17 protein-coding genes are annotated in these 15047 nt (G+C 60.6%); 5 read left to right on the top strand and 12 right to left on the bottom strand.

From position 1 onward, the window contains the following. Positions 1–13: 13 nt before the first annotated feature. Positions 14–538: a hypothetical protein gene (locus ACOQOQ_RS01400; protein WP_420568376.1), complete on the bottom strand. Its 525-nt coding sequence runs from the start codon at positions 536–538 to the stop codon at positions 14–16. Further along, on the bottom strand, positions 535–1260 hold the full coding sequence (locus tag ACOQOQ_RS01405) for a 16S rRNA (uracil(1498)-N(3))-methyltransferase (protein WP_420568377.1): 726 nt from the start codon (positions 1258–1260) through the stop codon (positions 535–537). Before ACOQOQ_RS01405 ends, ACOQOQ_RS01400 begins: the two co-directional genes overlap by 4 nt. 12 nt (positions 1261–1272) lie before the next feature. Here ACOQOQ_RS01405 and ubiA point away from each other — a divergent pair, with 12 nt between their 5' ends. The 3 genes from ubiA to ACOQOQ_RS01420 are packed head-to-tail and all read left to right on the top strand — an operon-like array spanning position 1273 to position 4546. Then, a complete protein-coding gene (gene ubiA, locus ACOQOQ_RS01410) occupies positions 1273–2244 on the top strand; it encodes a 4-hydroxybenzoate octaprenyltransferase (RefSeq protein ID WP_420568378.1) in 972 nt (323 codons plus the stop codon). 57 nt (positions 2245–2301) lie between these two features. After that, entirely contained in the window at positions 2302–4224 is a 1923-nt protein-coding gene (locus tag ACOQOQ_RS01415) for an OmpA family protein (RefSeq protein WP_420568379.1), read from the top strand. Beyond that, a complete protein-coding gene (locus ACOQOQ_RS01420; protein ID WP_420568380.1) occupies positions 4217–4546 on the top strand; it encodes a hypothetical protein in 330 nt (109 codons plus the stop codon). The genes ACOQOQ_RS01415 and ACOQOQ_RS01420 overlap by 8 nt, the downstream gene beginning before the upstream one ends. On the opposite strand, the gene ACOQOQ_RS01425 is transcribed toward ACOQOQ_RS01420, so the two are convergent. The 4 genes from ACOQOQ_RS01425 to pgsA are packed head-to-tail and all read right to left on the bottom strand — an operon-like array spanning position 4547 to position 6423. Then, on the bottom strand, positions 4547–5011 hold the full coding sequence (locus tag ACOQOQ_RS01425; RefSeq protein ID WP_420568381.1) for an MAPEG family protein: 465 nt from the start codon (positions 5009–5011) through the stop codon (positions 4547–4549). A 56-nt stretch (positions 5012–5067) separates the two neighbouring features. Then, positions 5068–5511, bottom strand: coding sequence for a molybdenum cofactor biosynthesis protein MoaE (locus ACOQOQ_RS01430; protein WP_420568382.1), 444 nt, complete (start codon positions 5509–5511; stop codon positions 5068–5070). A gap of 1 nt (position 5512) precedes the next feature. After that, complete coding sequence (moaD, locus tag ACOQOQ_RS01435) at positions 5513–5758, bottom strand: molybdopterin converting factor subunit 1 (protein WP_420568383.1); 246 nt, start codon at positions 5756–5758, stop codon at positions 5513–5515. After that, positions 5758–6423 carry a CDP-diacylglycerol--glycerol-3-phosphate 3-phosphatidyltransferase gene (pgsA, locus tag ACOQOQ_RS01440; protein WP_420568384.1) on the bottom strand — a complete coding sequence of 222 codons (666 nt, stop codon included), beginning with the start codon at positions 6421–6423 and terminating at the stop codon, positions 5758–5760. The genes moaD and pgsA overlap by 1 nt, the downstream gene beginning before the upstream one ends. Before the next feature lie 191 nt (positions 6424–6614). Here pgsA and ACOQOQ_RS01445 point away from each other — a divergent pair, with 191 nt between their 5' ends. Continuing rightward, positions 6615–8396, top strand: a complete 1782-nt coding sequence (locus ACOQOQ_RS01445) for a histidine kinase N-terminal 7TM domain-containing protein (RefSeq protein ID WP_420568385.1) — start codon at positions 6615–6617, stop codon at positions 8394–8396. Here ACOQOQ_RS01445 and uvrC read toward each other — a convergent pair whose 3' ends face one another. The 6 genes from uvrC to ACOQOQ_RS01475 all read right to left on the bottom strand — a co-directional run bounded on the left by uvrC (position 8397) and on the right by ACOQOQ_RS01475 (position 13903). Then, positions 8397–10280 (bottom strand): excinuclease ABC subunit UvrC, encoded by a 1884-nt coding sequence (gene uvrC / locus ACOQOQ_RS01450; protein ID WP_420568386.1) that lies wholly within the window; start codon positions 10278–10280, stop codon positions 8397–8399. A gap of 300 nt (positions 10281–10580) precedes the next feature. Continuing rightward, positions 10581–11360, bottom strand: a complete 780-nt coding sequence (locus tag ACOQOQ_RS01455; protein WP_420568387.1) for an SDR family oxidoreductase — start codon at positions 11358–11360, stop codon at positions 10581–10583. Positions 11361–11377: 17 nt separating this feature from the next. Continuing rightward, complete coding sequence (locus tag ACOQOQ_RS01460) at positions 11378–12322, bottom strand: calcium/sodium antiporter (protein ID WP_420568388.1); 945 nt, start codon at positions 12320–12322, stop codon at positions 11378–11380. Positions 12323–12324: 2 nt separating this feature from the next. Further along, on the bottom strand, positions 12325–12513 hold the full coding sequence (locus ACOQOQ_RS01465; protein WP_420568389.1) for a hypothetical protein: 189 nt from the start codon (positions 12511–12513) through the stop codon (positions 12325–12327). Further along, on the bottom strand, positions 12494–13288 hold the full coding sequence (locus ACOQOQ_RS01470; protein WP_420568390.1) for a S49 family peptidase: 795 nt from the start codon (positions 13286–13288) through the stop codon (positions 12494–12496). Before ACOQOQ_RS01470 ends, ACOQOQ_RS01465 begins: the two co-directional genes overlap by 20 nt. A 111-nt stretch (positions 13289–13399) precedes the next feature. Beyond that, positions 13400–13903: a CoxG family protein gene (locus ACOQOQ_RS01475; RefSeq protein WP_420568391.1), complete on the bottom strand. Its 504-nt coding sequence runs from the start codon at positions 13901–13903 to the stop codon at positions 13400–13402. A gap of 156 nt (positions 13904–14059) precedes the next feature. Here ACOQOQ_RS01475 and ACOQOQ_RS01480 point away from each other — a divergent pair, with 156 nt between their 5' ends. Next, positions 14060–15046, top strand: a complete 987-nt coding sequence (locus ACOQOQ_RS01480) for a YeiH family protein (RefSeq protein ID WP_420568392.1) — start codon at positions 14060–14062, stop codon at positions 15044–15046. The last annotated feature ends 1 nt before the right edge of the window (position 15047 follow it).

The following is a 15047-nucleotide window of genomic DNA, read 5'->3' on the forward strand; positions in this document are numbered from 1 at the left end:
ATAGCCGGCAAAGTCAATGCAAGGCGTTCAGGTTTCGAGACCAGATCACAACATCGTTTTTGCCTGAATTTTCCGCAGGCTTTTCCAGCGCCCGCAACAGCGATTCCATCTGGATTCCGGGCAAACTGGCGAAGACGTCATACAGCGCCTGCGCCCCGTTGGCGTCTACCGGGATCGAAAGAGGATAAAACCCCTGGGCCAGCAACCTCCATTGGCGGTCCCGGCCCTCGCCGGTCAGGCTGATTTGCGACAGCGCGTCGATGGGCAGGACCATGCCTCCCTCGGGACTGAAATAGCTGATCGCGCCTTCGTTCACTTCGACATGGCCGACGCCGCCCGCACCGCGCCAGAACCGTGCCCGCCGGATGCCCAGAAACAGGAACACTGCCCCCACTGCGGCCAGCGCCCAGCCCAGCCATTTCAGCACGCCAAAAGAGGTCAGTGCCCACCACAAGCCCAACGCCACAAGGGCCAGCGCGGCCGAAGGCTCGGCCCAGCGCGAAAGCCGTTTGGCGGCCTCGGGGCGGATCAGGCTCATGCGTTCCAGTCCCCAAGCGCCTGTTGCCATACCGTCAGCGCCGCCACCGCGGCCGTGTCCGCCCGCAGAATACGCGGTCCAAGACTGACCACATGCGCGTTGGGCAACGCGTGCAGGCGCTTGCGTTCAGCAGGGGAAAAGCCGCCCTCGGGACCGATCAGAATGGCCCATTTTCCGGGCTTGGCCGCAGCCAGATCGCGCGCCTGTCCGGCCTCTGCCTCGTCGCAGAACATCAGCTGGCGGTCCAGGGGCCAATCGGTCAGCACACGGTCCAGTTTCTGAAGATCCGTCACCTCGGGGACATAAGTGCCGCCGCATTGCTCGGCGGCTTCGACCGCATGGGCCTGCAGGCGATCTTGGCGGATACGCTCGGAATTGGTGAACTCGGTCTGCACCGGCATGATCCGCGCCGCGCCCATTTCAGCTGCTTTTTCCACGATGAAATCCGTCCGCGCCTTCTTGATCGGAGCGAACAGCAGCCACAGGTCAGGGGGCATCTGCATTGGGCGGGTCTGTTCAAGGCACGTCAGTTCACCCGCGCGCTTGCCGGCCTTTGTCACCTCGGCCCGCCATTCACCATCGCGCCCATTGAAAAGGGCAACATGGGCACCGGCCTGCTGGCGCATCACGCCAAACAGGTAATGGGCCTGATCACGGTTCAGCGGAACCGTTTGCCCATCCCCCAAGGGATGGTCTACATAAAGGCGGATCTTCACAGTCATGGACCCATTCTTATGCCCGATCATCCGCATATGCAAAGCCCCGAGGGCCAGGTTTCCGATGCTGTGACAGGCAATTGGGTCGACCACAAAGCGCCTGCGTTTCTACGCCCCTACCTGAGGCTGTCACGCGCGGACCGGCCGATCGGCACTTGGCTGCTGCTTCTGCCCTGCTGGTGGGGTCTGGCACTGGCGATTTTGCATGACGGACAGGCGCGCTGGTTCGATCTGTGGATATTTGTCGCTTGCGGACTGGGTGCCTGGCTGATGCGCGGCGCGGGGTGCACGTGGAATGACATCACCGACCGGGATTTTGACGCCGCGGTCGAGCGGACCAAGTCCCGACCCATCCCCTCGGGGCAGGTCAGCGTGAAACAGGCGGCCCTTTGGATGGGGCTGCAAGCGCTGATCTCGTTCGGGATTTTGCTGACGTTCAACGGGCCCGCGATCGCGATGGGCGTGCTGGCGCTGCTGCCGGTGGCTGTTTATCCTTTTGCCAAGCGCTTTACCTGGTGGCCGCAGGTCTTTTTGGGCATCGCCTTCAACTGGGGCGCGCTGCTGGCCTGGGTCGCTCATACCGGCAGCCTGCATCCGGCCCCTGTGATCCTGTATCTCGCCGGGATTGCCTGGACGCTGTTCTATGACACGATCTATGCCCACCAGGACAAAGAGGACGACGCGCTGATCGGGGTGAAGTCCACGGCCCGCCTGTTTGCCGAAAACACGCCCGTATGGTTGCGGCGTTTTCTGGTGGCGACCGTGATCCTGATGGGCCTGTCCATACTGGTCGCCATGTCCGGCCAGGCTGATCGGCCCTTTGCCGTTCTGATCGCCCTGCTGGCGCCTTGGGCGATGGGCGCGCACCTGATTTGGCAGATGCGGGTTCTGGATACCGAGGATAACGCGATTTGCCTGAAACTGTTTCGCGCAAACCGCGACACCGGCTTGATCCCCTTGCTGTTTTTCGCCGGTGCGATGTTCGGATGATTGCGCTGACCGCCAGCGCCCCTTAAAGAGCTAGCAACGAAAAGACCGACAGGGCCCATGCGACTATCATCCATCGCCATCATCTCGGCCACGTTCGGGGCAGCTGCTGCCCTGTCCGTCATCGGTGCAGGCTTTGCCGTCAACACCGTCGAGGACCAATCCGAACTTGGCGTGCGCCGCGCGCTGGACGCTCAGCGGATGCATTGGGCCGAGGTCGAAGCAAACGGGCTGCAGGTTTTCCTGACCGGCGAGGCCCCATCCGAGGCCGTACGGTTTAACGCCCTTTCCACCGCCGGTACAGTTGTTGACGCCGCGCGGGTGATTGATCAAATGACAGTGGAAGACAGCGCCGATCTTTTGGCGCCCACCTTCTCGGTCGAGATTTTGCGCAATGACAGCGGTATCTCGTTGATCGGGCTGGTACCCGCATCGACGGACCGGGCGTCGCTGCTGAAAATCATCCGCCCAATGGCTGCCGAGGGCCGCGCGACCGACCTTCTTGAGATCGCCGATTACCCCGTGCCCGAGGCTTGGGGCGGCTCGATGGAGTTCGCGCTTGAAGCGCTGGAATTCCTGCCCCGCAGCAAGATCTCGGTCACTGCGGGCGCCGTGGAAATCCGCGCCATGGCAGACAGCGCCGAAAGCAAGCGCAAGCTGGAGAGCGACCTGAATCGGCGCACCCCCGATGACGTGACGCTGACACTGGATATCACCGCGCCGCGCCCGGTGATCACGCCCTTCACCCTGCGCTTTGTCCGTGACGAGGGTGGCGCGCGCTTCGACGCGTGCTCGGCCCAAACCGACGAGGCCCGCGACCGTATCCTTGCCGCCGCCACTGCCGCAGGTCTTGAGGGCAACGCCGGATGCACTGTTGGCATGGGCGTCCCCTCGCCGCATTGGGCTAAGGCGGTGGAACAATCCATCGGCGCGCTGGCCCAGATCGGCCAGGGCTCGATCACCTTTTCGGACGCGGACATCACGCTGATTGCCGAGGAAACCACCAATCCTGCGACCTTTGATCAGGTCATAGGAGAGCTGGAAAACAACCTGCCCGAGGTTTTTGCCCTGCATTCGGTGCTGACCAAGCCCGTGGCCAAGGATATCGCGGGCGAAGCTGCAGAGTTCACCGCCACCCTGTCGCCCGAGGGCCTGGTGCAGTTGCGGGGCCGCCTAAGCGACGAGACCGCCCGCACAACCGTGGAAACCTTTGCCAAGGCCCGTTTTGGCAGCAAGTCGATCTACAACGCCGCCCGCCTGGACGAAGGTCTGCCCGGCCGCTGGGACCTGCGCATTCTGACCGCGCTGGACGGGCTGTCGCGTTTGTCGAACGGGCTGATCGTCGTGACGCCGGACCTGATCTCGATTTCCGGGAAAACAGGCAACACCGAAACCAACGCAGAAATCGCCCGTATCTTTGCCAACCAGCTGGCCGAAACCGACCGGTTCCAGATCGACGTGGAATATGTCGAAGCGCTGGACCCGATCGCCTCGTTGCCGACCCCGGACGAATGCGAAGCCGACGTGGCCGAGATTTTGAAAACCCGCAAGATCAACTTCGAACCGGGCTCGGACAAACCCGATGCCGAGGCCGCCGCGATTCTGGACGATGTCGCGAACGTGCTGCGTGAATGTGAAGAGCTGAAGATGGAAATCGGCGGCCACACTGACAGTCAGGGCCGCGAAGAAATGAACCAGGCGCTTAGCCAGCGCCGTGCCCAGGCCGTTCTGAACGCGCTGCGACAGCGGCAGGTGCTGACGGCCTCGTTCTCGGCCAGGGGCTATGGGGAATCGCAGCCCATTGCCGACAACGACACCGAAGAAGGCCGCGACGCAAACCGCCGCATCGAAATCAAGCTGATCCGACCCGAGCCTGCCCAGGAATCGGAAACCACGCTTGAATCGATGGAACAACCGGCCCAAGAAAACGCCCAGCAAGATCAGGTCGATGCAACGACCGAAGGAGGATCAGACGATGGATAGGATCAAGTTCATTATTGTGACCGCAATCGTTCTGTTCATCGCGTTCTGCGTGGGCTGGTTCGCCAACTGGTTTATCCACCGCTTTACCCGCGTGTCGAAATCCGACATGGGCGAGCTGGAGAAGATGGCGCAAGAACTGCACGAAGCCGAAGAAACCCGCGATCAGGCCATCACCTATCTGCAGCAGCGCGAGGCCGAGCTGACCAATCAGCTGGCCCAGACCGAGGCTGAACTGTCCGCAACCATGGACGGCCTGCGCGAGGCCCGCCACGAAGCAGAAGAACTGCGCTCTCAACTCGAGCAAGCCAACGCGGCCAATTGATCAGCTGATCACCACCCATAGGCTGTGCACCGCCATGTAGATCACGATCAACGATCCGATCGTGTAGAAAGTCGCGCGCACCTCGTGTGTTTGCTTGGTGGCATAAGCGACGAAATGCGCCGCACGCGCCAGAACAAACCCGTAAAGCAGACATTGCGCCAATAACAGCGCGGGCTGGGTTGCAACGAATATCAGGCCAGCGACCCAGAACGCAGGGATATTCTCAAGATCATTACGATGCATCCGCCTGGAGCGGTCCACATAATCGTTGACCTCTAACTGCGACGGGTCGGGGTCCTTGTTGATCAACCCTTTTTGCGCATCCTCGGGACTGGCCAGACCCGAGTTGCTGCGCAGCATGCGATAGACGGTCATCCAGCCCTGCCCCATCACCTTAAGCACGGTCAAGGCGGCGGCGATCACGAAGGTTCTAAATACTGGGTTTTCAAGAGTGAACAGGTCCATCAACGGCCCTCCTGGGCCCGAGGCTAATTGATATCGTGAATTTAGGCAAACCAACCTTACCAGCGGCGCAGCGCGTCCTCGTCCTCGTCCTTGGCGGCGACCCAATCGGCGCCGGACGTGGTAAATTCCTTCTTCCAGAAGGGCGCGCGGGATTTCAGGTAATCCATCAGGAACTCGGCCGCCTCGAACGCATCCTTGCGGTGGCGCGAGGCCGTTGCGACCATCATGATCCGCTCGTTTGCGGCCATGGCCCCGAAGCGGTGGATAATCAGCACGTCGCCCAAAGACCAACGCTCGCGTGCGTCGGCCTCGATCTTCTCAAGCGCCTTTTCGGTCATGCCAGGGTAATGTTCGATCACCATGCGATCCAGGCTGTCGCCGGGCAGGTCGCGCACGATACCTGTAAAGGTGACCACAGCGCCCATGTCGGTCTGCGCATCAGCGAAGGCTACAGTTTCAGCGCCCAGATCAAAGGCGGCCTCTTGGACGCGGACGGCCATGTCAGCCCCCCGTCATCGGCGGAAAGAACGCCACCTCGCGCACGCCTTCAAGCGGGGCGTCAAAATCCGTCAATTCCTGATCCACGGCCACACGCAGCGCCGACAGGTCGGCGAAGGCCGCAGCATAGCGTTCTTCCCGAGCGCGCAGCTCGGACACCAGATCAGCCACGGTGGCGGCTTGCGTTTCCACAGTTTCGCGCGGGATCCCGATGCGTTCACGCACCCAGGCAAAATACAACACATCCATCAGCGATCATCCTTCAGATGCGGCTGCGCCTTGCGGAAATAATCCCAGCCAGTGATCACGGTCAGAACTGCAGCCACCCACAGCAGGATCAGCCCTGCGTAGCTGCTGAAAATCATGCCGTTCAGCTTCCATTCAAGCCCCTGCAGGTCCTCTTCGCGACCGGCAAGGATATCGTCGACCAGAGCCGCATCCATACCATAGCTGGACATCCCGAAATAATGCTCGAACACACCTTGCAGGAACAGCACTGCGATCGCGACCATTTGGAACGTTGTCTTCCACTTGGCCAGCTTGGTGACCTTCAGCGTCCCTGCCGTGTCGCCCAGAAACTCGCGCAGCCCCGAAACGAACACCTCGCGGAAAAGGATAAGTGCCGCCGGCAACACCAGCCCCGGCGCCATCGAGGAATACCCAACCAGCACCATCAGTGCGATCACCACCATCGCCTTGTCCGCGATCGGATCCAGCATGGCGCCCAGCTTGGTTTCCTGGCTCCATTGCCGGGCCAGGTAGCCATCGAACCAATCGGTGATGGCCGCACCCACGAAAAGCATCAACGCGAACCAGTCCGCATAGGGCCGAGAGAAGTACAAAAACATCAAGGCAACGCCCGGAGCGGCCAGCAGACGAATGACCGTCAGAATATTGGGAATTGTCCAAGTCATGACGCTTCCTAACCCGTTAACACGCTGCTGAAAAGTAGCCTTTCGACCTAACGGCGTGTGCCCGCGCGGCACAATTCCCCAGTATTCGCCAGAACCAGCCCCAGTTTTGACACATAACTTGGCGATCTGTGGGAGCAATTAAAGCAGAATGTTTTGCGGGTTCATTACCCGCTGGCCCGAGGAAAAGAATTTTGGCTTGTCTGGCTCCAGACATTTTTGACCTGCCCGTCATGGGCTCGATGTCCGTTCTTATTTTGTCGGTCGTCTTTACCTTATGGGTATGGCGCCAGCACCAATTCCCCGGAAAACGCGCCTTCATGGCGGCCGAGATCGGCATGCTTTGGTGGGTCTTTACCGCCATGATGGAGCTGTCGAACGCCAGCTTGGACTGTAAGGTCCTGTGGTCGCAACTGGCATGGCCCGGGATCGTTCTGATGCCCTCGGCTTGGGCAATGTTCTTGTTCCACTATGCCCTGGGCCAGGACGATTCCCTGCCTCAGCTAAAGAAATTTGCGCTGTTCGTCGGCCCGACGGTGGTGTCGATCATGGCGTTTACCAATGATTTTCACCACCTGCTGTACGGTCCGGGAACGCGCTTGGTCGAGGTCGATGGCCGCATGTCCGGTCAGTATGATCACGGCCCGCTGTTTTTCGTGGCCGTCAGCTATGTCTATGCGTTCATGATGGCCTCGGTTGCGATCAGCTTTGCGACGCTGCGCCGGGCCAAGCCTTCGTTGCGACCATTCTTTGTGACGCTGCTGTTGATCACGCTGGTGCCACTGGGTGGGAACGCGGCCTATATCCTGTGGGACGTTACGCTGTTTGGCTTTGATCCCACACCCTTCATGTTCTCGTTCGTGCTGGCCGCTTTTGGCTGGTTGATCGTGAACAACCGCATGATGGACATCACCTCGATCGCGCGGGACCTGCTGTTCGACGAGACCAACACCCCGACCATCATTTTCGACGACGAAGGCCGCCTTTCCGGGCTGAACAAACCCGCCCGGCGCCTACTGGCGAATGAGAACATCCGCATTGGCGCCCTGTTGACCGAGCTTCCGCAAATCGGCCCATTGGTCAGCAAAGTCATCAAAACTGGCCGGCTGCCCGTGCACCATACGGCCGTCTGGGGGCGCAGCACCTATGATCCGCGCCTGCATCCGCTGGCCAGCCCGATCAATCCGCGTGGCCCCGCCGTTGGCTGGACGCTGACCTTTGTCGACATCACAGCCCAGCAGGCGCATGCCGACCTGATGGCGCGGGCGGCCCAGCAGGCGGAAACCGCCAACCAGGCCAAATCCGACTTCCTGTCCACCGTCAGCCACGAGCTGCGCACGCCGCTGACCTCGATCCAGGGGGCTTTGGACATCGTCCAACTGACGGCCAAGGAAGACCTGCCTGACCAGACCGCGCACCTGATCGAGATCGCCAACAACAACACGCGCCGACTGAAAAGCCTGATTGACGACCTGCTTGACCTGCAACGGATCGAGCAAGGCCTGATGGAATTCCAGATGGAGCAGATGGAGCTGGCCTCGATGATCAAGGACGCGATCGTCGCCAACAAGTCCTATCTGGACAAGTACAAGGTGCAGGCCGTAGTGGACTTTCCCACGGCCCCGGCCGTTGTAATGGGCGACCAGAAACGCCTGTTCCAGGTGATGAACAACCTGCTGTCAAACGCGGCCAAATTTTCGGACGGGGGCACCAGTATCGAGATCACCCTGCGTCAGCGCGACGACATGAACGAAATCCTGGTGCGTGATCATGGCATCGGCATCCCCCCCGGCTGCGAGGACAAGGTGTTCGGGCGGTTCAGTCAGGTCGAATCCGTTTCGACCCGCGCGCGTGGGGGCTCGGGTCTGGGGCTGAACATCACGCAGGAAATCATTGAGGCGCACGACGGCACGATCCGCTATGTCAGCACGCTGGGTCAGGGCACGACCTTTATCGTCTCGTTACCCGCAGCCTGATCAGCCTTTTTCGTGGAAAAACCCATAGATCGTCTCGGCCAGAGCATCCGAAATCCCCTCGACCGCCTTTAGATCCGCCAGGTTTGCGCGGCTGACCGCCTTGGCCGAGCCGAAATGCGCCAACAACGCCTTTTTCCGCGCAGCGCCCACGCCCGGCACCTCGTCCAGCGGCGTTGCGGACACGGTTTTTGCCCGTTTTGCCCTGTGCGTTCCAATGGCGAACCTGTGTGCTTCGTCCCGCAGGCGCTGCACGAAATACAGCACCGGATCATTCATCCGCAGCGCAAAAGGCCGCTGCCCGGGGCGGTGAAATTCCTCTTTACCGTGGTCGCGATCCACGCCCTTGGCCACGCCGACCATGGGAATATCCTCGACCCCGAATTCCTGCATGATCTCAAGCACCGCGCTGACCTGCCCGGCGCCGCCGTCGATCAGCAGAAGGTCGGGCCACAGCCCTTTGCCCCGATCCGGGTCTTCCTTCAACAAACGTTTGAAGCGACGCGTCAGCACCTCTTTCATCATGCCGAAATCGTCGCCGGGGGTCAGATCCTCGCCCTTGATGTTGAACTTGCGGTACTGGTTCTTCATGAACCCGTCGGGGCCCGCAACGATCATCCCACCGACCGCGTGGGCGCCCTGGATGTGCGAGTTGTCATAGACCTCGACCCGCTGCGGCGGCGTATCTAGGTTGAACGCTTCGGCCAGCCCCTTGAGCAGTTTTGTCTGGGCCGCCGACTCTGACATTTTCCGGCCCAGGCTTTCGCGGGCATTGCGGGCGGCGCTGGCGATCAGTTCGGCCTTTTCGCCCCGCTGCGGGACCAGGATTTCCACCTTGCGGCCCAGCTTTTGCGTCAGGGCCTCCTCCATCAGGTCCGTGTTTTCGATGGGATGAGACAGGATCACCTGTTTGGGCGGTTCTTTGGTGTCATAGAACTGCCCCAGGAAGGCCTCCAGCACCTCGGGCGCCTCGATCTCGGCCCCGACACGCGGGTAAAAATCACGGTTCCCCCAGTTTTGTCCGGCGCGGATGAAGAACACCTGAACGCAGGCCTGACCCCCCTCAAGATGCAGGGCGACGATATCTGCCTCGGTCACAGTGCGCGGGTTGATGCCTTGGGCGGTCTGCACCTGTGTCAGCGCGCGGATCCGATCCCGCAAGGCGGCGGCGCGTTCAAACTCCATCGCCTCGGACGCCTCGGCCATCTGCGCGGCCAGGGATTCCTGAATTTCCGTGGACCTGCCGGACAGAAACCGCCGCGCATCCTTGACCGATTCCGCGTAATCCGCCGGGCTGATCTTGCCCACGCACGGCCCCGAGCACCGCTTTATCTGATACTGCAAACACGGCCGGGTGCGTGTCTCAAACTGCGAATCCGGGCAGTTGCGCAGCAAGAACACCTTCTGCAACTGGCTGAGCGTCCGGTTCACCGCGCCCGCACTGGCGAAGGGGCCGTAATAGGCGCCCTTTTCCTTCTTGGCCCCGCGATGTTTCTTGATTTGCGGATAGTCATGCCCCGTCGTCACCAGAATATTCGGGAAAGATTTGTCATCGCGCAGCAGCACGTTGTAACGCGGCTTCAGCTGCTTGATCAGGTTCTGCTCCAGCAGCAGCGCCTCGGTTTCCGTCTGGGTGGTCAGGAACATCATCGAGGCGGTTTCGCGGATCATCCGCTCGATCCGCCCCGAATGCCCCGAGGGCCGCGCATAATTCGACACCCGCGCGCGCAGGTTGCGCGCTTTGCCGACGTACAGAACCCGCGCCTGAGCATCCAGCATCCGATACACCCCCGGAGAGCTGTCCAGAGTTTTCAAGTACGACTGAATCAGCGCATGGCCGGTCAAAGCCGGATCGCGCAGGGTGTTATCGGGCAAGTCATCCGTCATCGCTTAGACCGTATGATTCTCTGAAAGGCGCTGCAATCTTTGGCCCATGTAGGCAAGCATTATTCCGTCCACCAAACCTGTGGATAAGTCTGCCGATAACTTGTCGGTATGTCTGATTTTCCCTTGTTTCAGGGCGCTTTCCGTGATTTGCCCAAAAAATAGGCACATATTCAACCCGTTGTTTTTCAACAATAAAAAATTTAGCACTTGGCAAAATATTGAAAACATTGACGTTTTTGTAACGCTTTTGAAACGAGGTCGTTACCAGTGCACAACTTCCGCGTAGGTGCATATGAAATGCTACTCTAGGCCCAGGATGTCAGGTGTTCTCCAGCCTAGGTGCTGGCCTCCGTCGACGCACAGCAACTGACCCGTAACCCCCGGCGAATCGAGGAAATATCCAAGCGCCCCGGTGATATCAGCAGGGTTCGAGCCCCGCTGCAGAATCGTCGCCTTGCGCTGCCGCTGGAAATGGTCTTCGGTTTGGCGCCCGCCCTGCAGCGTGGGCCCCGGCCCGATAGCGTTCACCCGCACGCGCGGCGCGAGTGCTTGGGCTGCGGTCTGCGTAAAGGCCCACAGGCCCATCTTGGCCAACGTATAAGTCATGAACTCGGGCGTCAGTTTGCGGACACGCTGGTCGATCATGTTGATGACCAGCCCTTGGGCCACGGGCTCGGACAGCTCGTCCAGTACGGGATCGGGGGCATGGGCGGCCATGGCTTGGGTCAACACGAAGGGCGCCCGCAGATTGGATTCGAAATGCCGATCCCAGCCTTCACGCGTGGCCGTGTCCAGCCGGTCGTATTCAAAGATCGAGGCGTTGTTGATCAGGCAGGTCACCGGCGCACCGAAATGAGCGGTGACGACCGGCATCAGAGCCTGCACCTGCGCTTCGTCCAGCAGATCCGCATGAAAGGCCTGTGCCGAAACGCCCATGTCGCGCAGACCGGCAACAGTTTGCTGCGCCGCGTTCTCGGAACTGGCGTAGTGCACGGCCACATCATAGCCCCGTCCGGCCAGATACTCGGCCATGGCGCGGCCCAATCGTTTGGCCCCACCCGTCACCAATGCAAGAGGCATGTCCGGTTCTCCGTTACTCAGGTCAGTACGCTGAGAACATAGATGACATAAAGCGCCGTCAAGACCACACCCCAAATCCGGTTGATGTTCCATTTCATGAAAACAAAGGGGAACAACAGCAACGACCCGCCCAGCATCACCCACAGATCAAACCGCAAGAAAGCCGGGTCAACGGGGATCGGGTGCACCAACGACGCCACACCGATAATGGCCAGCAAGTTGAACATGTTCGAGCCGATCACATTACCCAAGGCAACGTCCGCCTGGCGACGCAGAGCAGCCATCACGGTAGTGGCCAGCTCGGGCAGAGATGTGCCGATTGCCACCAGCGTCAGGCCAATCACAGTTTCGCTGACACCAAAGTCCCGCGCAATCGAGGTCGCGCCCTCCAGCAGCAGGTTCGCGCCCAGCGGCAGGCCAATCAGGCCCAGCGCAAGGAACAGCACGATCTTCCACCATGGCATGTCCGGATCAGCGCCCTCGGGGTCTTCCAGCTCGGCGTCTTCGCCGGCCGCGCGGTGGGCGCGTGCATCACGCACCGCATCAAACAGAACAAAGCCCAGCGCCAATAACAGCACGATGCCGCTGATCCAGTTGAACTCGCCCAGGAACGCCAATGCGATGAATAGAACAGACCCGGCGATCATCAAAACATAGCTTTTGCGGGTCTCACAATCAGCCGTGTGCATCGTCGCCAGCAGCGCGGGCACCCCCAACACCAACAGGATATTCGCCGTATTCGACCCCACGACGTTACCCAGAGCAATGCCCGGCACGCCCTCTAATGCGGCGGTGATCGAAATCAGAAGCTCGGGCGCTGAGGTACCAAAGGCCACGATGGTCAAGCTGACGATAAGCGCGGGGATCCCGATGCGCAGGCTTAGGTTCACCGCCCCACGCACCAACGCGTCCCCGGCCAGCAACAAGATCACCAGCCCGACGGCGGTAAACACCCAATCCATTCTCAGCGAACTCCTTTTTTGCAGGGGCAAGGGCCACTGCCAATTTTGAAACGGCCGCAGTCCGGGCAGCGTTTGGATTGTAGTTTCTTCTGGCCGGGAAAGCGCAGCTTTCCGAACATGGCAAGCACGGCCATTCCGATCAGGAACAAAGAGATGATCTTGAAAATCACGTCAGAGCCCGAAACGCGCATAGGCGGCGCGCTCCTCGATGCTGGTCAGTGCGTCGTCAGTCAGTTGGGCACCAAAGCGTTGGAACAATCCGCGACGGCGACCATAGCGCAGGAACTTGACCTTATCACCGTACAGCTCTTTCAGCTTGGGTTCGACATGGGCCAGACCATCGATCAACCCCAGCGCGGTGGCCTTTTCACCCAGCCAGACGCGACCGGTGAACAGGTCGGGATCGTCCTGGAGCTTATCCCCGCGACGTTCGCGCACATAGGTTTCAAACCCGGTATGCATGTCGCCCAGAATTTCCTTTAGCCGGTCCACGTCTTCGGGTTTTTCCGGTTTGAACGGGTCCATCATGGATTTGGATTTCACCGAGGTATGCACCCGCCGTTCGATCCCGTGTTTGGCAATAAACTCATGCGCGCCGAAACCGGCCGAGATAACGCCGATGGACCCCACGATCGAGCCATAGTCGGCCCAGATGTCATCGGCCGCACAGGCCAGCCAATACCCGCCCGAGGCCGCGACGTCTTCGACAAAGGCATGCACGGGGACGTTCTTTTCTTCGGACAACCGCCGGATCCGCGCAGCGATCAGCGCTGATTGCACGGGCGAGCCTCCGGGCGAGTTGATCACCAGCGCGACCGCCGCGGGTTTCCCTCTTCGAAAAGCGCGCTCGATCAGCGGGGCCATGACCGCATCATTCAGCGGGGCGCGCCCAGTGCCGATCATGCCTTGCAGCCGCACAATGGCGACGCGCGGCGGCGACTTAACAAAAGGAATAAAGCGTTTCATAGAAGCTCATGTAGAATGCCAGGTGCGGACAAACAAGGCAGGGCCCGGCGTCAGCTTGGCCTAAGAGTGGGAAATCGTGTCTGCGTTGCCAAAATCCCGCGTTCAGCCCGATCAGCCACGCAGTTTTGCGAACCAGCCCTTCTTGGTCTCGCCCTCTGCCTGGGCCTCTTCGGCTGCGGGTTCAACGGCCGTTTGGAAGTTTTCAAAGAACTGGTCAGCCATTTTCTTTGAAAAACTGTCAATCAGGCGGCTGCCCAACTGAGCGATCTTGCCGCCGACCTTGGCCTCGACCTCGTAGGTCAGACGCGTGCCGCCTTCGACCTCGGACAGGGTGACCTTGGCGCCACCCTTGGCAAAACCAGCCGCCCCGCCTTTGCCCTCTCCGGTCAGGGTCAGGCTTTCGTTCTCGACCAGGTCAGACAGGGTAACCGTGCCTTTGAACGTCGCTTTCACCGGGCCGACCTTTTGCACGACCGTGGCCTCGAACCCTTCGTCGACCGAGCCTGTGACCTCTTGCGCGCCGGGCACGCATTCTTTCAGCACCTCGGGGCTAAGCAAAGCCGCCCAGACCGTTGCTCGATCCACCTGAATGATCCGTTCGTCTGCCATCTGCATGGTGGCTGCCCCCTCTGTTCGCTAGCTAACGATCAGCCTACCCTGCCCGTTAAGGCGCGCCAAGCCAGTCATTTGGCAAATCACGGGAAATCCGGCTTGACCCGGCGGCGCTACACACACAGGCTGCGCCAGAACGCGCACCCCGCAGGAGCCTTCATGCAAAAGCTGATCGAAACCACCAAAGGGCTGGCGCCGGGAATGGGCCTGTCGGTCGTGATTTGTCTTGCCGCTCTGGCGCTGGGGCAACGCTATGGCGCGCCGGTGATGCCTTTTGCCCTGCTGCTTGGGATTGCGATGTCCTTTCTGGCAGAGGACCCCAAGATCCGGCCGGGGCTGGAGTTCGCAGCGTCATCGCTGCTGAAGATCGGCGTTGCGCTGCTGGGTCTTCGGATCACCACGGACACGATCGCCAAACTGGGATACGAGGCGGCGCTGGTGGTCGTTGGCCTGCTGGTCTGCACAGTTTTTCTGGGCCTTTGGATCGGGCGCCGGGCCGGTTGGCCGGCCCCGGTGGCGTTGGTGGCTGCCAGTGCCGTGTCAATCTGCGGCGCTTCGGCAGCTTTGGCCATGTCATCGCTTTTGCCCGCGATGAAACAGTACCGCAGTCAGACCATGACCATCGTGCTGACGGCCACGGCCCTGTCGACCGTGGGAATGGTCGCCTATCCGCTGATCGTGGATGCCTTGGGGTTTGATTTCCACCAACAGGGCTTTGTTCTGGGGGCCAGCATCCATGACGTCGCACAAGTGGTCGGGGCGGGCTATTCAGTCTCCGACGACGTTGGCGAAATGGCCGTCCTGACCAAGATGATCCGTGTGGCCATGCTGCCTGTCATCCTGTTGATCCTGTCCATCCACGTTGCCCGCAGCGAGGGCAAAGCAGGCCCCATCACCCTGCCCTGGTTCGTCGTGGTCTTTATCGCGCTTGCCATCCTGGCCAGCGCGGTCAGCCTGCCTGCGGTGCTGACCGAAACGGTTTCCCATGTCTCGCGCAGCATCTTCTATGTCTCGATCGCGGCCATCGGACTGCTGAGCAACGTGCAAGAAATTTTCCAGTCGGGACACCGCGCGCTGACCGTTTTGGGCAGCACCACGGTGTTCCTGTTGCTGTCGTCCATCCTGTTCGCGGCGATCCTGTACTAGG

Source organism: Thalassovita sp. (assembly GCF_965218685.1).
Classification (GTDB): Bacteria; Pseudomonadota; Alphaproteobacteria; order Rhodobacterales; family Rhodobacteraceae; genus Thalassobius.